The 22,460-nt window shown below is 60.0% G+C and carries 15 protein-coding genes; 8 read left to right on the top strand and 7 right to left on the bottom strand.

Annotated features, from left to right (window positions below; genetic code table 11):
• Nucleotides 1–76 precede the first annotated feature (76 nt).
• On the top strand, nucleotides 77–3,040 hold the full coding sequence (locus ACA049_RS30415; protein ID WP_497332039.1) for an autotransporter outer membrane beta-barrel domain-containing protein: 2,964 nt from the start codon (nucleotides 77–79) through the stop codon (nucleotides 3,038–3,040).
• Nucleotides 3,041–3,780: 740 nt separating this feature from the next.
• Here ACA049_RS30415 and ACA049_RS30420 read toward each other — a convergent pair.
• Nucleotides 3,781–4,032: a hypothetical protein gene (locus ACA049_RS30420; RefSeq protein WP_497332041.1), complete on the bottom strand. Its 252-nt coding sequence runs from the start codon at nucleotides 4,030–4,032 to the stop codon at nucleotides 3,781–3,783.
• 12 nt (nucleotides 4,033–4,044) lie between these two features.
• Between ACA049_RS30420 and ACA049_RS30425 the strand changes: the two genes are divergently transcribed.
• The gene (locus tag ACA049_RS30425; RefSeq protein ID WP_497332043.1) at nucleotides 4,045–5,637 is read left to right on the top strand and encodes an autotransporter outer membrane beta-barrel domain-containing protein; all 1,593 of its coding nucleotides are present in this window, start codon (nucleotides 4,045–4,047) and stop codon (nucleotides 5,635–5,637) included.
• Between the two features lie 135 nt (nucleotides 5,638–5,772).
• Here ACA049_RS30425 and oadA read toward each other — a convergent pair whose 3' ends face one another.
• Nucleotides 5,773–7,596 (bottom strand): sodium-extruding oxaloacetate decarboxylase subunit alpha, encoded by a 1,824-nt coding sequence (gene oadA / locus ACA049_RS30430; protein WP_497332045.1) that lies wholly within the window; start codon nucleotides 7,594–7,596, stop codon nucleotides 5,773–5,775.
• Between the two features lie 11 nt (nucleotides 7,597–7,607).
• Nucleotides 7,608–9,023, bottom strand: a complete 1,416-nt coding sequence (locus tag ACA049_RS30435; RefSeq protein WP_046030798.1) for an acetyl-CoA carboxylase biotin carboxylase subunit — start codon at nucleotides 9,021–9,023, stop codon at nucleotides 7,608–7,610.
• 190 nt (nucleotides 9,024–9,213) lie between these two features.
• Between ACA049_RS30435 and ACA049_RS30440 the strand changes: the two genes are divergently transcribed.
• Nucleotides 9,214–10,176 (top strand): LysR family transcriptional regulator, encoded by a 963-nt coding sequence (locus ACA049_RS30440; RefSeq protein WP_392892790.1) that lies wholly within the window; start codon nucleotides 9,214–9,216, stop codon nucleotides 10,174–10,176.
• Here ACA049_RS30440 and ACA049_RS30445 read toward each other — a convergent pair.
• From ACA049_RS30445 to ACA049_RS30455, 3 genes are all read right to left on the bottom strand, one after another.
• The gene (locus tag ACA049_RS30445) at nucleotides 10,118–10,327 is read right to left on the bottom strand and encodes a PA3496 family putative envelope integrity protein (protein ID WP_008030742.1); all 210 of its coding nucleotides are present in this window, start codon (nucleotides 10,325–10,327) and stop codon (nucleotides 10,118–10,120) included. The two genes, ACA049_RS30440 and ACA049_RS30445, sit on opposite strands and share 59 nt — an antisense overlap.
• 211 nt (nucleotides 10,328–10,538) lie before the next feature.
• On the bottom strand, nucleotides 10,539–11,405 hold the full coding sequence (gene hexR / locus ACA049_RS30450; protein WP_008027445.1) for a transcriptional regulator HexR: 867 nt from the start codon (nucleotides 11,403–11,405) through the stop codon (nucleotides 10,539–10,541).
• 135 nt (nucleotides 11,406–11,540) lie between these two features.
• On the bottom strand, nucleotides 11,541–14,414 hold the full coding sequence (locus ACA049_RS30455) for a putative bifunctional diguanylate cyclase/phosphodiesterase (protein ID WP_497332048.1): 2,874 nt from the start codon (nucleotides 14,412–14,414) through the stop codon (nucleotides 11,541–11,543).
• A gap of 258 nt (nucleotides 14,415–14,672) precedes the next feature.
• Here ACA049_RS30455 and uvrD point away from each other — a divergent pair, with 258 nt between their 5' ends.
• From uvrD to ACA049_RS30475, 4 genes are all read left to right on the top strand, one after another.
• Entirely contained in the window at nucleotides 14,673–16,856 is a 2,184-nt protein-coding gene (gene uvrD, locus ACA049_RS30460; RefSeq protein ID WP_497332049.1) for a DNA helicase II, read from the top strand.
• Between the two features lie 301 nt (nucleotides 16,857–17,157).
• The gene (locus ACA049_RS30465; protein ID WP_497331004.1) at nucleotides 17,158–18,120 is read left to right on the top strand and encodes an IS110 family transposase; all 963 of its coding nucleotides are present in this window, start codon (nucleotides 17,158–17,160) and stop codon (nucleotides 18,118–18,120) included.
• 215 nt (nucleotides 18,121–18,335) lie between these two features.
• A complete protein-coding gene (locus ACA049_RS30470; protein WP_497332051.1) occupies nucleotides 18,336–19,208 on the top strand; it encodes a Tim44 domain-containing protein in 873 nt (290 codons plus the stop codon).
• 271 nt (nucleotides 19,209–19,479) lie between these two features.
• The gene (locus ACA049_RS30475) at nucleotides 19,480–19,887 is read left to right on the top strand and encodes an SMI1/KNR4 family protein (RefSeq protein ID WP_007943369.1); all 408 of its coding nucleotides are present in this window, start codon (nucleotides 19,480–19,482) and stop codon (nucleotides 19,885–19,887) included.
• 21 nt (nucleotides 19,888–19,908) lie between these two features.
• Here ACA049_RS30475 and ACA049_RS30480 read toward each other — a convergent pair whose 3' ends face one another.
• Nucleotides 19,909–21,672: a cation:proton antiporter gene (locus ACA049_RS30480; RefSeq protein ID WP_497332053.1), complete on the bottom strand. Its 1,764-nt coding sequence runs from the start codon at nucleotides 21,670–21,672 to the stop codon at nucleotides 19,909–19,911.
• A gap of 203 nt (nucleotides 21,673–21,875) precedes the next feature.
• On the opposite strand from ACA049_RS30480, the gene ACA049_RS30485 reads away from it, so the two are divergent.
• Nucleotides 21,876–22,358: an acyl-CoA thioesterase gene (locus tag ACA049_RS30485; protein WP_219094686.1), complete on the top strand. Its 483-nt coding sequence runs from the start codon at nucleotides 21,876–21,878 to the stop codon at nucleotides 22,356–22,358.
• Nucleotides 22,359–22,460 lie beyond the last annotated feature (102 nt).

A 22,460-nucleotide genomic window follows, 5' to 3' on the forward strand; every position in this document is an offset into this window, starting at 1 on the left:
GTGATGCACGGACATCATTTTGTAAAAACCCTCAGCTATACAAGACGACCCGCTTATAACAAAAAGGCCGTCTCACATGCCCTTCTCTCCCCAGCGCCTGGCATTCAGCATCGCGTTATTGATCAGCACCGGCGCCCACGCTGCACCGGTGAAAAATGTGCAAATCAACACGCCGATCACCACCGCGCAAACCCTCGGCGGCGCCGACACGCTGACGATTTCCGCGCCGGGCAGCATCACCAACGCTGGCAAGACGGTGAGCCTGAAAGACAGCACCAGCGGCATCGGTGTGGTGATCGATAACGCGGGCAAGATCATCTCGACTGGCGGCCGGGCGATCGACAGCAGCGGCGACCTGACCCAGGCGCGCAACTACAGCATTTATAACCGTGCCGGCGGGCAGATCCTCGGTTTCAACGACGCCCTGCGCATCGACAGCAACTTTGCCAGCGGCAGTCTGTTGATCGATAACAGCGGCACCGTCCGCTCCACCACCGGCCAAGGGCTGGACCTGGATGCGCTGCGCAGTGCCGGGGTCAAAACGACGATCATCAACCGCGCGGGCGGATTGATTCGCGGGGACGCCAGCGATGGCATGAAGACTGGCGCCAACGCGACGATCACCAACTATGGCGAGATCTCTACCGGCGACTCTCGAACCGCCGACGACAAGTTCGACGGTATTGACATCGACACCGCGACCGGTGTGACGGTGACCAACTACGGCAGCATTTCCGGCGGCCGCCACGGCATCACCACCGACCTCGGCGCGACACTGACCAACTTCGGCCAAATCACCGGTCGCAACGGTTCGGGTTTTGGCTCCGATGGCGACGGCACGGTGATTAACCACGGCACGATTACCGGCGCTTATTCGGGCCTGCAAGCCAATGGCGACGGCGATGGCGTGGACATCGACAAGCTCGCCCACATCGAAAACTACGGCACCATTCAGGGTGTCGGCGCGGGCGGTGTCGACAAGGGTGGTTTCGCCAACGGCAGTGAAGGCATCGCGCTGGGCGGCGGCTATGTGTTGAACGCCAAAGACGCACTGATCAGCGGCGCCAACAGTGCCATTTTGGTGGACGATGGCAGCGGCGGTTCGGGCGTGGCGGCGACCACGCTGGAAAACTTCGGCACCATTCAGGGCCTCGACGGGTTCGGTGTGAAGTTCGTCGGTGAGTTCGCCGACAGCGTAATCAACGGCGGCACCATCAGCGGCAGCAACGGCCTGGCGCTGGACCTGGGCGGCGGCAACGACAGCCTGACATTGCGCAACGGCAGTCGCTTCGTCGGTGTGGTCGACGGCGGCAGCGGTAACGATCGCGTGGTGATGGACGATGCGGCGGGCGGCAGCTTCGGCGCGAGTCGCAACTTCGAATGGCTGGAGGTCAAGCAAGGTGCCTGGACGCTGACCGGCAGCGGTGATTTCAGCGATGGCGGCGCGGTGCGCACCAGCGCGACGCTGATCAACCAGGGCGGCATCGCCGGCAGCCTGACCGTCGACGCGGGCGGTGTGTATGCCGGCGGTGGTTCGGTCGGCAACTTGCGGGTCAACGGGACTTTACGGACCAACACTCAACTCGGTACCGCGACGATTCTTCACGACTTGACCATGGGCAGCGGTTCCACCCTGGCCTACGGCGTCAATGCCGATGGCAGCAGCGCGCCGGTCAAGGTCGGCGGCGTGGCCAACCTGAACGGAGCCACCCTGGCGGTGAAACCCGGTAGCGGCACCTATCCGTGGCAAAGCCAATACACGGTGCTGCAAGCGGCGAGCGTCAACGGCACCTTCGGCAAAGTCACCAGCGACTATGCGTTCCTCACGCCGACCCTCGCGTACACCCCGACCCAGGTCGACCTGACCTACACGCGCAACGATGTCGCGTTCAACGAATTCGCGGTCACCGGCAACGGCAGCAGCGCTGCCAACAGCCTGGCCTCGATGGGCAAAAACAACGCGCTCTACAACGCACTGCTCAACACCACCAGCGCCACGGCCGGCATTGCGATCGAGCAACTCGCCGGCGCCAGCAACGCCAACCTGACCAGCGCCACCCTCGGCGCCAGCAGCCAGATCGGCGGCAGCATGCTGTCGGCGATGCAACAAATGGGGGGCGGTTCAGGCTTGCTGGTTGGCCTGGATCAGCGCGATACCCCGGTACTCGCCGCCACCGGCGTCCCGTCCGAAGCGCGCAACCTCAACGACCCGAACGCCCAAGGCCGACTCTGGCTGCAAGCCATCGGCGGCTACGGCAAGCTCGATGGCGAGCATGGCAGCAGCGGTCTGGAACAGCGCACCAAAGGCAGCGTACTCGGAGCTGATTGGGCGCTCGATCCGCAATGGCGATTGGGAGTTCTCGGCGGCTATTCGAAAACCGATCTGGATGCCACGGGAGTCGATGGCAACGTCGAGAGCTGGCACGCCGGCGTTTACGCCCTGCGCCAAAGCGGCCCCTTCGCTTTGCGTCTCGGCGCCGCGTACAGCGGCCATCAAGGCGAAAGCAAACGCACCGTCGCCTTCAACGGTTTCAGCGACCGAGCGACAGGCGATTACGACGCGGACAGCCAACAGGCCTTCGCCGAGCTAGGGTACGCGATGGGCAGCGGTCGCCTCAGCGCCGAACCCTTTGCCAGCCTCGGCTACCAGCGTTATCACCGCAACAGCTACCAGGAAAAAGGGGGCGCCGCAGCGTTGCAGGTCGATGAACAAACCCAGGACAACTTCAGCAGCACCTTCGGCCTGCGCCTGGCACACCTGAATTCACTGGAGAACGGCATGAGCCTGACGCCACGCATGACCGCCGGCTGGAAGCACACGTATGGCGATGTCAGCAACTCGACGCGCCAGGCGTTTGTGGTCGGCGGAACGTCATTCAGTGTCGATGGCAGTTCGCTGGATCGCGACAGTTTGGTGCTGGAAGCCGGACTGGATCTGGGGATTTCGGCGCGGCATTCGGTGGGAGTGGGTTACAGCGGGGAGATCGGGAGCAACAGCCGCAATCATGGGGTGATTGGGCAGTGGCAGATGAGTTTTTGATCTATAAAAAACAGGTTAAACCTGAAAGGTTGTAGGCAAAAATCCCACCGCGTGAAGGCCAATGCACACGTAAGCTTCGGAACGGGATTTTTGCTACAACCGAATGTCCAAGACCCTGCAAAAATGCCGGAAACGCCCGGCATTCAAGCACCAGAGCTCCCTCCTAGAGTTCGACCTTCAGAAAAACGAGGTCGAATTCAATGCCCACACCTTTCATTCATCGCCCGCACCAACTCGCCCTGGCAATTACCCTCTCTCTTGGCTGCATCGATATATCGATGGCTCAACAAGCAGAGGTTGATGCCGCGATCGAAGCACCCGCCAAGAAAGTTCGAGTAGCCGCTTGGCCAAAAAGAGATGATCTTTTCGCGATCAAAACTTTCATTGGCCCGATGGAACATGCCGTCAAACCCGCTTCGCTAAAGCCACAAGAACCGATGACTCAATTGCCATCTGTTCCGCCTGCTCCGGAACCTGTAGATCTTGCAGCCCATCTTTACGACTTTCCTGAACCAGCAGAGGAAAGCACCTCCCCCAGGCCGGCCACTGATGCTCGGCTCGCAACGGAGAATTCCGTTGACCCGATGCAACACGCTGGCGAAGCCAGTCCGGTTACGTCAGAAGAGACAGTGAGCCCCCCCTCACCGTTTACGGCTACTGCGAAACCATTGGATTCGGCGGCACATCCTTACGAATTCCCCGAGCCCGCTGACGACGCGGTCGAAACGGTTGAGGATGATTTACCGATCACGTTCGACAACTTCGCGAATGCCGATAGCACCACGCGCATCCTTGCAGCAGAGCAGTACGAAAACATCGACGGCGTCTTGCTGAAACTGGGGGAGGGAGATGACCTGTTTATCGTTAACCACGGTGTCAGTTTTGCTGGGGAAATCCAGGGGGGTGGCGGGAAAAACGTAATACTGCTCGACTCCCCCGATGGCGGCACACTCGACAAAACCAGTAACTTTTTCGGGTTGCGAGTAGCGCAAGGAGCTTGGTCCTTGACGGGTAAAGGCGACTTCAACCGCGGGGCCGAGGTGCTGGACGGCGCAACGCTGTTCAACATGGGCAGTATCGCAGGCGATGCCATTGTTTACGAAGGTGGTCGCTACGGCGGTCAAGGCGAGGTCCGCGATCTTTACGTAGAAGGTGCATTGCTGGTAAGTGAGTCCCTCGGTGCCCCACATATCAGAGGAGACCTGACGTTCGCTCGGGACGCCACACTATCCTACGCCGTAACGGCTACCGGCAAATCTCCCACCATCATGGTCGAGGGTATTGCAGCGCTGGAGGATGCCTCACTGGAGGTTGCTGCACGGCCGGGCGACTATCCCGACAGCAGCGATTACACCGTGCTCAAAGCTGGCTTGGTGGAAGGCGAGTTCGGCCGAGTCACCAGCAATCTGGCGTACATGACACCGACACTGTCTTACACCAAGACTGATGTGGTCCTTAACTACGCTCGCAATGGAGTGCCGATCGAGAGTTTTGCCGCAAACGACAATGCTCGTGAGTTTGGTCGAAGCGTGGAAGAGCCAGCGGCTAAAACGAGCGAGACCAATGCTGCCGTCACCGCCCTGCTCTCCACCGATAAAGCCACAGCCACTTACGCCCTCGAACAACTGACCGGTGATAGCAACGCCAACCTCGCCAAGGCAACGCTGAACAGTGACAGCCCGGTCAGCGCCACCCTGCTTTCGGCCATGCGCCAAGTGGACAGCGCAGCCGGTTTTGGCAATCAGAAAGGTGCCCCACGCCTCGCCGCCGGCAACGAAGAAAACGGCAGAGTCTGGCTGCAAGCCTTGGGTCATGGCGGAACGCTGGACCGCGATCACGACGCGCTGCAAACGTCGACCAAAGGCCTCGTTCTGGGCGCAGATTGGCGCGTTGATGAGGATTGGCGTTTGGGTGTGATGGGCGGCAAGTCTGACACTCGCCTGGACAGCCGTGAACTCGATGGCAACCTCGATAGCTGGCACTTGGGCGCTTATGCCCTGCGCCAGAACGGCCCCATGGCGTTGCGCCTGGGCGCGACTTACAGCAATCACGACGGCAGCACTAAACGTCGGGTTGCCTTTAACGGTTTCAGCGATCGTCCCGAAGGCCGCTACGACGCCAGCACCCAGCAGGCCTTCGCGGAAGTGGGTTACAACCTGGGGCGGGCCAATGTCAGCATCGAACCGTTTGCCAGCGTTGGCTATCAACGCTATCAGCGCGACGGCTACACCGAAAAAGGTGGCGCTGCAGCGTTGAAAGTCCACGGTCAAACTCAAAACAACCTCAACAGCACGTTCGGCCTGCGACTGGCGAAGATCAACACGCTGGATAACGGCATGCAACTGACGCCTCGGTTCAGTGCCGGCTGGAAACACACGTATGGAGAGATCTACAGCGATACCCGTCAACGACTGGTAACGGGTGGGAAAAACTTCACCGTTTCCGGTGCGCCGCTGGACCGTGACAGTCTGCTGGTGGATGCAGGACTGGACCTTGGCTTGTCGGCGAAACATACGTTGGGTGTCGGCCTTAACGGCGAGATCGGCACTGACAGCCGCAATCATGGCGTGACGGGGCAATGGCGGATGGCGTTCTGATCAATCACTGATTCCCCGCAGTCCCTATGGGGGTGAGCCGGCTCACTCCCACATTTTCCAATGCGAAACTGCGGACAAAAAAAAGGGGAGCACATGCCCCCCCGAGGTTTAAAGCGTTGTATCGAGGCTGTTAACTCAGCCTTCGATCTCGATCAGGATTTCGCCCGGGTTCACCCGGTCGCCCTTGGCCACATGGATGGCGGTGACTTTGCCGGCGATGGCAGCCTGGACTTCGGTTTCCATCTTCATCGCTTCGGTGATCAGCACGGCTTGCCCTGCTTTCACGGTGTCGCCTTCCTTGACCAGCACGTCGACAATGTTGCCCGGCATGGTGGTGCTGACGTGACCCGGAGCCGAGGCTTGCTTGCGTTTGCTGCTGCCGCCGCTGACGAATTCGTTGAGCGGTTCGAACACCACTTCTTCCGGCATGCCGTCGATGGACAGGTAGAAGTGACGCTTGCCTTCCGCCTTCACGCCGACACCGGTGATGTCGACGCGGTAGGTTTCACCGTGGACGTCGATGACGAACTCGGTCGGCACGCCTTCGCCACCGGCCGAGGCCACGCCGCCCGCCTCAGGAATCGGCAGCAGCACTTCTGGGGTCAGGGTGCCGGCAGCGCGTTCTTCGAGGAATTTGCGGCCGATGTCCGGGAACATGGCGTAGGTCAGCACGTCCTCTTCAGACTTGGCCACGGCGCCGATTTCGGCACGCAGTTTGGTCATTTCCGGCTTGAGCAGGTCGGCCGGACGCACGTCGATGACTTCTTCGCTGCCGATCGCCTGGCGACGCAGTTTTTCGTTCACGGTGCCCGGCGCTTTGCCGTAGCCGCCTTGCAGGTAGAGCTTCACTTCGTTGGTGATGGTCTTGTAGCGCTCGCCGGCCAGCACGTTGAAGAACGCCTGGGTGCCGACGATTTGCGAGGTCGGGGTCACCAGCGGGGGGAAGCCGAGGTCTTCACGAACCCGCGGGATTTCGGCCAGTACTTCCGCCATGCGATTCAAGGCGCCCTGCTCTTTCAACTGGTTGGCCAGGTTGGAAATCATCCCGCCCGGTACCTGGTTGACTTGCACGCGGGTGTCGACGGCGGTGAATTCGCTTTCGAACTGGTGATACTTTTTGCGCACGGCGTAGAAGTACAGGCCGATCTCTTGCAGCAGTTCCAGGTTCAGGCCGGTGTCGTACTCGCTGCCTTTAAGGGCGGCAACCATCGACTCGGTGCCAGGATGGCTGGTGCCCGAGGCGAAACTGGAGATCGCGGTGTCGATGTGATCGGCACCGTTTTCGATGGCCTTGAGTTGGCACATCGTGGCCAGGCCAGCGGTGTCGTGGGAGTGGATGAAGACCGGCAGCGACTGCTCGGATTTCAACGCCTTGACCAGTTCGCCAGTGGCGTACGGGGTCAGCAGGCCGGCCATGTCCTTGATCGCCACCGAGTCGCAACCCATGGCTTCCATTTGTTTGGCCTGGGCCACGAACGCATCGATGGTGTGCACCGGGCTGGTGGTGTAGGCGATGGTGCCTTGAGCGTGTTTGCCCGCCGCTTTCACCGCTTCGATGGCCACGCGCAGGTTACGCACGTCGTTCATCGCATCGAAGATACGGAACACGTCGATGCCGTTGACCGCTGCCTTGGCGACGAACGCTCTGACCACGTCGTCGCTGTAGTGGCGGTAGCCCAGCAGGTTCTGGCCACGCAGGAGCATTTGCAGGCGTGTGTTAGGCAACGCGGCGCGCAGCTGACGCAGACGCTCCCACGGGTCTTCTTTCAGAAAGCGTACGCAGGCGTCGAAGGTCGCGCCGCCCCAGCATTCCAGCGACCAGTAGCCGACTTTGTCGAGCTTGTCGCAGATTGGCAGCATGTCTTCGGTGCGCATGCGGGTCGCGAGCAGCGATTGGTGGGCGTCGCGCAGGATCGTGTCGGTTACGTGGATACGCTTTGTAGGTAGAGAGTTGCTCATTGTTCTATTCCTCACAGGCCTGCGTGGGCGGCGATGGCGGCGGCGATGGCCAGGGCCAGCTCTTCGGGTTTGCGCTTGATCGAGTAGTTAGTCAGTTCAGGGTGGCTTTCAACGAAGCTGGTGTTGAACTGGCCGCTACGGAATTCCGGGTTACGCAGGATTTCCTGGTAGTACGCGGCGGTGGTCTTGACCCCTTGCAGACGCATGTCGTCGAGGGCGCGCAAGCCACGGTCCATCGCTTCTTCCCAGGTCAACGCCCACACCACCAGTTTCAGGCACATGGAGTCGTAGAACGGCGGAATGGTGTAGCCGGTGTAGATCGCCGTGTCGGTGCGCACGCCGGGGCCGCCGGGCGCGTAGTAACGGGTGATCTTGCCGAAGCTCGGCAGGAAGTTGTTTTTCGGGTCTTCGGCGTTGATCCGGAATTGCAGCGCGAAACCGCGGTGCTGGATGTCTTCCTGTTTCACCGAAAGTGGCAAGCCGGACGCGATGCGGATCTGCTCACGCACGATGTCGATGCCGGTAATTTCTTCGGTGATGGTGTGTTCCACCTGCACCCGGGTGTTCATCTCCATGAAGTACACCTCGCCCTCGGCGAGCAGGAACTCCACGGTGCCGGCGTTCTCGTAACCCACAGCCTTGGCCGCACGCACCGACAGGTCGCCGATGTAGGCGCGCTGTTCCGGGGTCAGTTGCGGGCTCGGGGCGATTTCGATGAGCTTCTGGTTGCGGCGCTGGATCGAGCAGTCACGCTCGAACAGGTGCACGACGTTGCCAAAGCTGTCGCCGAGGATCTGCGCTTCGATGTGTTTCGGATTGACGATGCATTTTTCCAGGAACACTTCCGCCGAACCGAACGCCTTGGTGGCTTCGGAGATGACCCGCGGGAAGGCTTGTTCGAGTTCTTCACGGCTGTCGCAGCGACGGATGCCACGGCCGCCACCACCAGAAGTCGCCTTGAGCATCACCGGATAACCGATGCGATCGCCTTCGACCAAAGCTTCGGCGATGTCCGCGACGTTGCCTTCGGTGCCTGGCGTGACCGGCACGCCCGCCTTGATCATGCTGCGGCGCGCTTCGGTCTTGTCGCCCATGCGGCGAATGACTTCAGCCGATGGACCAATGAATTTGATGCCGCGTTCCGCGCAGATGTCTGCCAGCTCGGCGTTTTCCGAGAGGAAACCGTAGCCGGGATGCAACGCATCACAACCGGTTTCCACGGCCAGATTCACCAGCTTGCGTGCATTCAGGTAACCGGCCAGTGGCTCGGCACCGATGCTATGGGCCTCGTCCGCGCGTTTCACATGCAGGGCATGGCGGTCGGCGTCGGAATAGATCGCGACCGAGCGAATGCCCATCTCGGCGCAGGCACGCACGATTCGTACGGCAATCTCACCACGGTTGGCGATCAGGATCTTTTTTATCACTTGGAGGTTCCCTTGAGCCGGTGGTACCCACGACCTGCTAGACCAGGTCGACGCGTGACCAAATGTTTCAATTTAGTCGCAGCCCCACACTAGCCCCCGCAAGGGATTAACAAAAATGATTAATAATTGGGTTAGCCATAAGTAAAGACTTATAGTTGATTCATCAGCCTGGGGCGGGAGCTTCTAGATAATGCGTAAGTCATTGATGCGTATGACATTGCGTCAATTGCAGATCTTCAACGAGGTTTGTGATTTGCGGTCGTACAGCCGCGCAGCCGACGAAATGTCTCTCACACAACCGGCCGTCAGCCTACAGATTCGTCAACTCGAGGAGCTGATTGGTCAGCCATTGTTCGATTACGTCGGCAAAAAACTCTACATGACGGAGGCCGCCGAAGCACTACAGCGTGCCAGCCGGGACATTTTCGGGCGCCTGGAAAACCTCGACATGCAGCTTTCGGACATGCAGGGATCGCTGCAGGGCCAGCTGAAACTGGCGGTGGAATCCAGCGCCAAGTATTTCGTGCCGCATCTGTTTGCCGCGTTCAAGCGCCAACATCCGGAAGTGAATCTGCAACTGACGGTGGTCAACCGGGGGCAGGTGATTCGGCGCCTCTCCGACAACCGCGACGATTTGGTGATCATGTCCATGGTGCCGCAGGACATGGGGCTGGAGTTTCTGCCGTTCCTCAATAACCCGATCGTCGCGGTGGCACCGCCGGATCATCCGCTGTGTCACATGGGGCCGCTGCGCCTGCAAGACCTTGAGCCGTACACGTTGTTGCTGCGCGAACCCGGCTCGGGAACGCGATTGGCGTGCGAAGAGTATTTCAAGGAAAAACGCGTGCACTTCAACCAGACGCAGGAGGTTTCATCGGCTGAAGCCCAGCGTGAATGTGTGCTGGCGGGTCTGGGCGTCGCGCTGTTGACGCGCCACGCCCTGAACCTTGAGTTGGCGACCGGCGGCTTGATCGAGTTACCGGTCGAGGAGCTGCCGCTGTTTCGCAGTTGGTGCCTGGTGCAGGCCAAGGCCAAACGGCTGTCGCCGGTGGCCCACGCGTTCCTTGCGTTTATCCGCAGCGAACGCGTGCAGATCAGCGCCCTGGTTGAGCGTTTCGACGGGAAGTTGCGGGAGCAGCCTGCCAGTAGTTGAGTTCCAGCTCGGGAAAGTCACCGATTTCGGCCAGCAGCTGGCGGCGCTCGCAGCGGTCTTCGATGGCGCGGCGAAATTCCATGCGGCGCTGATCTTCCTGCTGACGGCGGGTTTTGACGGCGCTGTTGCGTTCTTCGTAGGGCTGGGCCATTTCGAGTCTCCCAAGGCGATTACGGAGTTTCAAGATAGGCGCGGGGGATGACGGTTTGGCGGCGAGTGGGTTACAGGGATGTGAACATTACCCAAGGATGTAGCGAAGCTGAAGACGCCTTCGTGAGCAAGCCCGCTCCTACATTTGAAATGCATTCCAATGTGGGAGCGGGCTTGCTCGCGAATGAAGGTCGGAACGACCTTCCGCAGGATCAATCATCCAGCGCTTTCACCGATTTTGGCGACAGCCGCAAACTGCGCAGGCTGCGCTTGACGCTCTTGAGGTGGTTGACCAGGCTCGGCCCGCGCGCCATGGCCACGCCCATCGCCAACACGTCGATCACCACCAGGTGAGCGATACGCGAAGTCAGCGGGGTGTAGATTTCAGTGTCTTCATGCACATCGATCGCCAGGTTGACGGTCGACAATTCGGCCAATGGCGTCTGGCTCGGGCACAGGGTGATCAGCGAAGCGCCGCTCTCACGCACCAGGTTGGCCGTGATCAACAAATCCTTGGAACGCCCGGACTGGGAAATACAGATCGCCACATCGGTCGGTTTCAAGGTGACCGCCGACATCGCCTGCATGTGCGGGTCGGAATAGGCCGCTGCCGTCAGCAGCAAACGGAAGAACTTGTGCTGGGCATCCGCCGCCACCGCACCCGATGCACCAAAGCCATAGAACTCGACGCGCTGAGCCTGGGACATCAGCGACACGGCTCGCTGCAACTCAACCGGATCGAGCTTCTCGCGAACTTCCATCAAGGTGTGCAGGGTGGTGTCGAAGATTTTCAGGCTGTAGTCGGCGACCGAATCGTCTTCATGGATCGCAAACTGGCCAAAACTCGCGCCTGCCGCCAGGCTCTGCGCCAGCTTCAGCTTCAAGTCCTGGAAACCGGAACAACCGATGGCGCGGCAGAAGCGCACGATGGTCGGCTCACTGATGCCCACGCTGTGGGCCAGGTCGGCCATGGAGCTGTGCATCACCGCCGCCGGATCAAGCAGCACGTGGTCGGCGACCTTGAGCTCCGACTTGCGTAAGAGGTGGCGTGACTGGGCGATGTGTTGCAGCAGATTCAAAGGGCTGGACTCTTTGTTATTGGCAGGTGCCGGAGATGTAGCAAGCTTGTAGTTATACTACATGAATCGGCTTTTTGCCTGCTCAATGCGTAACTCGATGTCCCCATTCCACGCCACATGCGCTCCATGTAGCACTTACAAGGGTTTTGCGTCCTCACGTAAAAGCGCAGCCAGGCCATCGGCTTCGACCGGCCGACTGACCAGATAACCTTGCACCTCATCGCAACGCTCGGCCTTCAAGAATTCCAGCTGCTCTGCCCGCTCCACACCCTCAGCCACCACTTTCAGCGACAAGCCATGCGCCATGGCGATGATCGCCCGGGTGATTGCCGCGTCCTCACTGCCCTGCCCCAGGCCGCGAATAAACGCCTGATCGATCTTCACGTAATCCACCGGAATGCGCTTGAGGTAGCTCAGGGACGAATAACCCGTGCCGAAGTCATCGATCGCCAGCTTCACGCCAATATCCCGCAGCTGCTGGAACGTCGCGATGATGTGCTCGACGCTGTCCAGCAACTGGCTTTCAGTGAGTTCGAGTTCCAGGTAGTGCGGCGCCAGGCCGGTTTCTTCCAGCACCTGCCGCACCAGGCTGACCAATTTGCCCTGGCGCAATTGATGCACCGACAAATTGACCGACACGCGAATCGGCTCAAGCCCTTGCCGCTGCCATTCGCAGGCCTGCCAGCAAGCCTGGCGCAACACGAACTCGCCGATCGGACCGATCAAGCCGGTTTCCTCGGCCAGACCGATAAAACTCCCCGGCGGCACGCTGCCCATGGTCGGATGATCCCAACGCACTAGGGCTTCCGCGGCATTCAATCGCCCCGTGGCGAGGCAGAGTTTGGGTTGGTAATAGACTTGCAGCTGCTTTTCATCGATGGCTTTGCGCAGCTGATTTTCAAGCTGCAATCGCTCAAGGGTGCTGGCCTGCAAGCTCTCGGTGTAGAACTGGAAATTGTTGCCGCCCAAGTGCTTGGCATGTTGCATGGCAATGTTCGACTGGCTGACCAACGCGGAAATTTCCCGGGCGGTGTCCGGCAACATGCTGATGCCCATGGAGGCGCTGACCACCAGCTCATGGCCATCGACGGTGATCGGCAAACGCAATTTGGTCGACAATCGGGTCGCCACTCGGGCCAGGCTCGACAGGTTGCCGTAGGCGTCGAATATCACCGCAAATTCGTCACCGGAAAGCCGCGCAATGGTGTCTGCCTCGGGCAACGCGTTGACCAGCCGCCGGGCCATCTTCTGCAGTAACTGGTCCGCGACCTCATGGCCAAGGCTGTCGTTGAGCAGCTTGAAACGATCCAGGTTGATATGCAGCAGCGCCAGGCTGCGACGCCCGCCCTGACGCACTCGCTGATGAGCCTCGCGCAGCCGTTCGCGGAACAGTGAACGGTTAGCCAGGCCGGTGAGTTCGTCGTAATGGGTCAGGTAGCGCATGCGCTCTTCGGATTCACGTCGCGCCGACAGATCGGCGAAGAAGCCGACAATATGGCTTACCTTTCCCCGAGCATCTCGCACAGCGTTCAGTTGCAGCCACTGTGGATAGAGCTCGCCGTTCTTGCGGGTTTCCACCAGCTCGCCCTGCCAGGTGCCGTGCTGTTCCAGCGCATGATGAATCGCGCCATAGTGCCGGCGCGCATCGCGGCTGCACGGCAACTCGACGACGTTGCGCCCAAGCATGTCTTCAATGTCGTAGCCGGTGACGCGGCTGAACGCCTGATTGACCGCGATCAGCGCGTAATTCGGGTCGAAAATCACGATGCCTTCGCTGGCCGCCTCGAACACCGTCGCCGCGAGTTGGCGCTGTTCTTCCTGGCCCTTGCTCGCGCTGATGTCGCGGCGGGTGCCGACCATGCGGATCACCCGGCCATTTTCACTGCGCTCGACCGCTCGGCCACGGTCCTCGATCCAGACCCAGTGGCCGTCGCCATGCCGCACGCGGTATTCAATCTGGTAATCCTCGCTGCGGCCCTTCAAATGCTCGACCAGGGCACGGCGCAACGACGGCAAGTCTTCGGGGTGAAGGCGCGGTTTGAGGTGACTGAGCATCGCGGTCACGAATTCCGGCTCCAGGCCGAACAACTCTTGAAGCTGGGTGTGATGGACTTCGTCGGTTTGCAGGTTCCAGTCCCACAGACCGAGCTCACTGGCCTTCAACGCCAGCGCCAGCCGCGCTTCGCTCTTGCTCAGGGCCTGGTTGGCCGCGTCCAGTTCAAGGCTGCGTTGGGCGACACGGTTTTCCAGCTCGACCTGAGCTTCACGCAATTTGTCTTCGGCGCAGCGGCGGTGATCGATCTCTTTGGCCAATTCGTGATTGAGCTGGTCGCTGCAACTTTGCGCCTGCTGCAAGTGTTCGATCAGGGCCTGATTCTGAAAGCGCCGCAGCAAGCCGCTGTCGATCAGCCGATTGACCTGCCAGGCCACCACGCTCAACGCCCCCAACAGAATCAGCCCGAACCAGCCCCAACCCTGGCCTTGTTGATCGCCGCCCCAGAATAGATAGGTAATGGCCGGCAACAGGCAGGGCAAGGTAAAGGACAGGAACGCCGGCAGGCTGACCGCGTAGGCGACGCTGGCCGACAAGGCTGCAGCGCCGATCAGGCCAAACACCCAGGCCTGTTGCATGAAATTGTCAGCGGGGACCAGGGCGATACCGGCACCGGCCAGGGTCAGGCCCGTCATGGCAGAGCCCAACAGGAACATGCGACGCCAGACCGGATGGGCCTGGCGGTTGGGAATGGCCGAATCGAAAGCCGCGACTTGAATCACCCGCAAGGCCACCAGCGATAAAAGCCAGATCAGCCAGACGCTGACGATGAAGTAGCGCTGTGGACTCCAGAGCAATCCGGCACAGACCAGGCCGTTGATCAGCATGAACAGCGTAGGCAGCAACGAGCCCTGGTAAAGCAGGCGCGTGCGCTCGACCGCCATTTCCATGGCGTACTGTTTACGGATAACCCGAGGCTCCACAGAGGGGCCCGACAGGTCGGAGCTGAGGGTCATAGGCAATGTTCTTGTTCTTATAATGATGAGCATGAGCCCGAAACGTGGACGGAGCATACACAAGCCAATGCCCTTACCAAACTGCCCCGGATCATAAAATCGACAAAATTTCAGGCCCCCGCCACCCCCTGAAAACCCTTCGAGCGAGCCCCGTCAACGCTTGCAGCCAGTGACTGACCGGTCGTCATTCGTGCTTCTTTCATCGGCTAATGCAAAGCTCGGTTTGCCCGGTGTGACGGCGCACCCTAGAATGCCCCGATGCGCGATGATCTCTCCCTTCTGCTGAACTCCCTCAACGATGCCCAACGCCAGGCCGTAGCTGCCCGCGTGGGTCGTCAGTTGGTCCTGGCCGGTGCTGGTTCCGGTAAAACCCGAGTGCTGGTGCACCGTATCGCCTGGTTGATCCAGGTCGAGAACGCCTCGCCCCACTCGATCCTGTCGGTGACCTTCACCAATAAGGCCGCTGCCGAGATGCGTCATCGCATCGAGCAGTTGATGGGCCTCAACCCGGCCGGCATGTGGGTCGGCACCTTCCACGGCCTGGCGCACCGCTTGTTGCGGGCGCACTGGCAGGAAGCCGGCCTGAGCCAGACCTTCCAGATTCTCGACAGCGACGACCAGCAACGGCTGGTCAAGCGGGTGATCCGCGAGCTGGGGCTGGACGAGCAGCGCTGGCCGGCCCGTCAGGCCCAGTGGTTCATCAACGGACAGAAAGACGAAGGTCTGCGTCCGCAACACATTCAAGCCAGCGGCGACCTGTTCCTGGCGACCATGCGCAGCATTTATGAGGCCTACGAGGCCGCTTGCCTGCGCGCCGGCGTGATCGACTTCTCCGAATTGCTGCTGCGGGCCCTCGACCTGTGGCGCGATCATCCGGGCCTGCTGGCTCATTACCAGAAGCGCTTCCGGCACATTCTGGTGGACGAGTTCCAGGACACCAACGCCGTGCAGTACGCCTGGTTGCGTCTGCTGGCCAAGGGCGGCGACAGCCTGATGGTAGTGGGCGACGACGACCAGTCGATCTACGGCTGGCGCGGCGCGAAAATCGAAAACATTTATCAGTATTCCGACGACTTCCCGGATGCCGAGACCATTCGTCTGGAGCAGAACTACCGCTCCACCGCCGGCATCCTCAAAGCTGCCAACGCCCTGATCGCCAACAACACCGGGCGCATGGGTAAAGAGCTGTGGACTGATGGCGGCGAAGGCGAAGCGATCAATCTGTACGCCGCGTTCAATGAACACGATGAAGCACGCTATGTGGTGGAAACCATCGAAAGCGCGCTGAAAACCGGCTTGGCCCGCAGCGATATCGCGATTTTGTACCGCTCCAACGCCCAATCGCGCGTTTTGGAAGAAGCCTTGTTGCGCGAGCGGATTCCGTACCGCATCTATGGCGGTCAGCGCTTCTTCGAACGCGCGGAAATCAAGAACGCCATGGCCTACCTGCGTTTGCTGGAAGGTCGCGGTAACGATGCGGCGCTGGAGCGGGTGATTAACGTTCCGGCTCGCGGTATCGGTGAGAAAACCGTCGAAGCGATTCGCGACCATGCGCGCCACAGCGATGTGTCGATGTGGGAAGCGATGCGCTTGCTGGTCGCCAATAAAGGCCTGACCGGTCGCGCAGCGGGCGCGCTCGGCGCGTTTATCGAGCTGATCGAGAACCTCGCTGCCAAATGCATGGAAATGCCGTTGCACCTGATGACCCAGACGGTCATCGAGCAGTCGGGGCTGATTGCCTACCACGAAGCGGAAAAAGGCGAGAAAGGCCAGGCCCGGGTAGAAAACCTTGAGGAACTGGTCAGCGCCGCGCGCAACTTCGAAAACGCTGAAGAAGACGAAGACCTGACGCCATTGGCGGCATTCCTCGGTCATGCGTCGCTGGAGGCCGGGGACACTCAGGCCGACGAGCACGAAGACAGCATTCAGCTGATGACCTTGCACAGCGCCAAGGGCCTGGAATTCCCTTACGTGTTCCTCGTGGGCATGGAAGAAGGCCTGTTTCCGCACAAGATGAGCCTCGAAGAACCGGGGCGTCTTGAAGAGGAGCGCCGTCTGGCCTACGTCGGCATCACTCGGGCGATGCAGAACCTGGTGATGACCTACGCGGAAACCCGACGCCTGTACGGCAGCGAGACGTACAACAAGGTGTCGCGTTTCGTACGTGAAGTGCCAAAAGGCCTGATCCAGGAAGTGCGACTGTCCAACAGCGTCAGCCGTCCGTTCGGCGGCGGTCAGCAGCAAAGCTCCAGCAGCCTGTTTGGCGGCAGCGAGATTCCGGACACCGGGTTCAGCCTCGGTCAGGCCGTACGGCATTCGGTGTTTGGCGACGGCGTGATCCTCAACTTTGAGGGCGCCGGTGCCCAGGCCCGGGTGCAGGTGAACTTCAGCGAAGGCAGCAAGTGGCTGATGCTGGGTTACGCAAAGCTGGAAGCGATCTAAAGCCCTCCAATGATTCAATGTGGGAGCGAGCTTGCTCGCGATAGCGCCGCCGCGGTGTATCAGGAATACCGCGTCATCGTTCATCGCGAGCAAGCTCGCTTGTATGTTTAGACTTGAAGGGGTGGGCGGGACTAAAAGCTCGATTCCGACTCTTGCCAGTACGGACCGTGGGAGACTTCTCGTCCCGCCCTTTCTACCCAAAGCGCCGATAAGGAATTCATCGGTACAACCGACGATAGAGGCAAGCCAGCGCAAGGGTAAACCCCGACAAGCACCTAAACCCTAGCTCCGAGGATTCGTCATGACAATCCTTACTTCACCAACGGTGATTGGTATCGATGTGGCCAAGGCCGAAATCGTGGCTTACCGCGAAGACCTGAAAACCACTCAACACATCAACAACGACCGTGAGGCTCTTGGCCGTTGGCTCAAAATGCTGCCTGCGCAAAGCTCAATTGCCCTGGAAGCCACCAGCATTTACCACTTGGACACGGTTGAACTGGCCCATGAAATGGGGCACCGGGTTTACGTGGTGGATGCTTATCGGCTGAGCCATTACCGCGAAAGCATTGGCCAGCGGGCGAAAACCGACCCTTGTGACGCGCGCCTTCTGGCGCGTTACCTGAGCAGTGAACAGCAGCGGCTGCGCGTCTGGAGTCCACCTCCGCAGGACTACAAGGTGTTGAAAAGTCTGCTGCATCGACGCGCAGAACTGGTCAACTTGCGTGTGAGTCTCACGCTGAGCTGGTCGAGCGAACTGCTCTTGAACGATGAGCTGGCCCGGCTGTTGAAGTCCCTCAAACAATCTGAACAGGCCATTCAGAAGTTACTGTTCAAAGTCAGTAAAAGGGCCGGCATTACCGAAAACATCAAGCGCTGCAAAGCCATTGAGGGGATTGGTGATCTGACGGCTATCGGCTTGGCGACCGCTTTCATGCGCGGCCACTTCGCCAGCGGCGATGCGTTCATTGCCTTTTTGGGAATGGACTTGAGGCCCAAAGACTCCGGGAAAAAGAACAGCCCCCGTCGCCTGAGCAAAAAAGGCGATACAGAGTTACGGCGTCTGGCTCACAACGCGGCAATGGCGGCTTGCAGGTCTCTCACCTGGAAACCGTTCTATGAATCCTATCTGGCCAGAGGCCTGGCCAAAACCCAAGCCCTGGTCATCCTCGCTCGCAAGCTGTGCCGGGTGGCATTCGCGCTCATGAAAAACCAGAGCGAATACCAGCCGAATTTGAGGCAGCAGGGTTCCCCTGCAACATAGAATCTCCCACAATTTGATCTGCGCTATGCCCTCTGCGGCCTATTCCTACAGAACTTATCTCCTCGCCCTACAGACCAAAGTTAACAGGCCCTATTGCGCTGACCGAAGCTGAACGCAACCTGTCAGGCAAAAGCCCGAAACACTCTGCCGCTAGCCAGTAACACTTCAGCTGTGCAACATGGCGCGCGTGCCATCCACAAATGGGAATTCCCTTTATGAAACGTTTTCTTAGCATCGCCATGGCGTTGTGCATCGGCCTGACGATGAGCCTCGACGCCAACGCCAAGCGCTTTGGTGGCGGCAAGAGCTCCGGCGCTGCGCCGACTCACCAGACCAGCCAAATGGCTCCTTCTTCTGCCGCTGGCGGCGCTGCCGCCACTGCGGGCGCGGCCGGTGCCGCTGGCGCTGCCGCCAAGGCCGGCGGTGCTTCGCGCTGGCTCGGCCCTCTGGCCGGCATCGCTGCCGGTGGCCTGCTGGCCTCCATGTTCATGGGCGGCGGCTTCCAGGGCATGCAGATCTTCGACATCCTGATCATGGCCGTGATTGCCTTCCTGGTCTTCCGTTTCATCGCCGCTCGTCGTCGCAAGCAGCAGGAGCATCTGGCTCCAGCCGGCGCGCCGATGCAGCGTGAAGTGTTCGAGCAGAAGCCAGCAGGCATGGGTTCGATCTTCGGCGGTTCGGCAGCACCTGCTGCCGCTCGTCCGGTAATCAATGCCCCGGCCTGGTTCAATGAACAGAACTTCATTGAAGCGGCCCGCAACCACTTCCAGTCCCTGCAGCAACACTGGGACGCCAACGAAATGGACAAGATCGCCGAGTTCGTGACCCCGCAACTGCTGGAGTTCCTCAAGCGCGAACGTGCCGATCTGGGCGAAGGTTTCCAGTCCACCTACATTGATAACCTCAATGTTCAACTGGACGGCGTGGATGATCGTGCCGACAAGACCATCGCTACCCTGACCTTCACCGGCGTGTCGAAGACTTCGCGTTTCGACCAGGGCGAAGTGTTCAGCGAAAGCTGGAACATGGAACGTCCGCAGGGCGAAAACCAGCCTTGGCTGGTGGCCGGTATCCGCCAGAACGGCTGATAACCGCCCGGTTCTGTTTGGAAGGTGCCGAGCTAAGATCAGACAAGGCAAAAACAAGCGAGGAAGCGGAGTTGACGTTAGTCAATGAGCAATCCGAGCTTGTTTTTAACGCAGTATGATCGACGCGCAGGCACGTTCCAGACAGAACCTAGCATGCTGTAATGAAAACCCCGGCTTGCCGGGGTTTTTCTATTTCACGGTTACATCTATAGCGAGCTACTGTATAAACCGCCCCATATAAACCGCGCCACCAAGCAAGAGGATCCCGGACGTGGAAGAAATCATCGAACAACTGCGTGAAGCCAACGAACCGGTACCGGTCCCCTTGGAGTTGCCTGACGAAGACCAGATCGTGGAAATCGAGGAACAGCTGTTCATCGACATTCCCTTCGTCTTCAGAGAGTTTTTGCTGACCGTCAGCGACGTCGTCTACGGCAGCCTGGAGCCGGTGACCGTCACCGACCCGCAATCGCACACCTACCTGCCGGACGTTGCTGCCAACGCCTGGGACGCTGGCGTCGACCGCAGCATGATCCCGATCTGCCAGGACGGCGACGATTACTACCTCGTTGAAGAAGACGGCACCGTGGTGCTGTGGCAGGCCGAAGAAGAGCTGATTGCCGAAGAAACCTGGGAATCGGTGTGGCACTGGGCGCGGGACGTCTGGCTGGAAAGCTGAGCCGCCTGAAGCGCCGCGTGGTCAATGCCCGGACGATTCCTTGTGGTTGTCCAGCGTTTCGAGCAAGGCCACTTGCATCCGCGTGTGCACGCGGATGAACCAGCGCCAGAGCACGGCCGCCACCGCCGCAGCGACCACGACGATCAGCACCAGCAACTTGTTGGTCGGCAAGATACTGGCCGACAAGGCTGCCAGCAGCAGGAAGATCACCAGCAGCGAGAGGATCGGGATCACTTCGGCGATCACCCGGCGCACTCGCTGCGTGTGGCGCCCCGCCATCTCCGGCTTCACGCCCATCTCCGCCAACAGCATCGACAGCGCCTTGAGCTTGCGATAGGCGGCGATCAGGAACGGCAGCGACAACAGCAACGCCCCACCCCAGATCAACGCTTTCTGCCAGCTCGGATCACTGATCCAGTCTTGCAGGTAAGCAGACATACGTTCGGCGAAGTACGCGCCGGAAAAGAAGATCGCAATCACCAACGCCAGATTGACCCCCACCTGCAACAGAATCCGCCGGATCATCGACGCCAGCAACGCGCCCTCGCCCTGAGGCTGGATGCTGCGCAGCCACTCGCCGTACATTCCCAACACTCGAGCCAGCCGCTGCGGCATCACGGCGGCAAGCTTGATCGACAGCGGGTCAGCGGCGCGGATCAGATACGGCGTCAGCAACGTGGTGATCACCGAGACCGCTACGGCGACCGGGTACAGGAAGTTGCTGGTGACCTGCAGCGTCATGCCCAGCGCGGCGATGATGAAGGAAAATTCGCCAATCTGCGAAAGCCCCATCCCTACACGCAGTGAGGTTCGTCCGTCGTTGCCGGCGATAAAGGCACCGAGGCCACAGGAAAGCATTTTGCCGAGGACAACGGCCACGGTGATGACCGCGATCGGCCAGGCGTATTGCAGCAGAATCATTGGATCGAGCATCAAGCCGATGGCCACGAAGAAGATTGCACTGAACAGGTCGCGAACCGGCTCGATCAAGCGCTCGATCTTCAGCAATTGCCGCGACTCGGCCATGATCGCCCCAATCAGGAACGCGCCCAGGACCATGCTGTATTCGAGTTTGACCACCAGCAGGCAAAAGCCGAAACACAGGCCCAGCACGGTGATCAGGAGCATTTCGTTGCTCTCGAACTTCGCCACATAGGCCAGTAATCGCGGCACCAGCAAGATGCCGATGACCAATGCAACAATCATGAACAGCGAGAGCTTGCCCACCGTGGAAAACACCTCGCCGGAACTGACGGTGCCGCTGACCGCGATGCTCGACAGCAAGGCAATGATGCCGATGCCGAGGATGTCCTCGACGATCAGCACTCCGAAAATCAGCTGGGCGAAGCGCTCGTTCTTCATCTTCAGGTCGTTGAGCGCCTTGACGATGATGGTGGTCGAGGAAATCGCCAGGATCGCGCCGAGGAACAAGGAGTCCATGGTGTTCCAGTCGAACCATTGGCCGATTTCGTAGCCGATCCAGATCATCAGCACGATTTCCAGGAACGCCGCGATGAACGCCGTGGCACCGACCTTGAACAGCTTGCGCAGGCTGAACTCGAGGCCCAGGCAGAACATCAGGAAAATCACCCCGAGTTCAGCGAGGGTCTTGATGGTGTCTTCGTCGTGGATCAGGGCGAATGGCGGCGTGTGCGGGCCGATGATGAAGCCGGCGACGATGTAACCCAGCACCACCGGCTGTTTGAAGCGATGGAACAGCACGGTCACCACACCTGCGACCAACATGATCACTGCCAGATCCTGAATAAAACTGATGGCATGCATGGTGTGGGGCTCCTTGAGGTGGACTTTCGGAGGTTAACACCGCGACTTCCGCCAGAAAGGCGGTGCAATATATGGAAACAGATCGATCCGGCGTGACGGCGACCACCCGCCCGGCGTCCCGATAACTGTGGTTTAAAAAAACCGACCAGGCACTCGCAGAGGTGCCGCCCTTCCGCCATTCTGCCTTGACCCGTGAGAACGCTATGGAACCCGGAAACGCCCAGCTGTCGATGACGGTATTGATGACCCCCGACATGGCCAACTTCTCTGGCAATGTTCACGGGGGTACCCTGCTCAAATACCTCGACGAAGTGGCCTACGCCTGCGCCAGCCGTTACGCCGGCCGCTACGTGGTGACCTTGTCGGTGGACCAGGTGATTTTCCGCGAACCGATTCATGTCGGCGAACTGGTGACCTTCCTGGCCTCGGTCAACTACACCGGCAACACCTCCATGGAGGTGGGCATCAAGGTGGTGACCGAGAACATTCGCGAGCGCTCGGTGCGCCACACCAACAGCTGCTTCTTCACCATGGTGGCGGTGGATGACGACCGCAAACCGGCCGCTGTCCCGCCGCTGCAACCGCAGAACAGCGAAGACAAGCGCCGCTTCATCCAGGCTCAGCAACGTCGGCAGATTCGGCAGGAACTGGAAAAGCGGTATCAGGAAATCAAGGGTGATGCCTGACGTGTTCGGGCTTTAGATCGCTTTCGCGGGCAAGCCTCGCTCCTACAGGTTCGGGTTGATCACACAAACGACCCGAACCTGTAGGAGCGAGGCTTGCCCGCG

This window comes from Pseudomonas sp. LBUM1662, assembly GCF_059695915.1.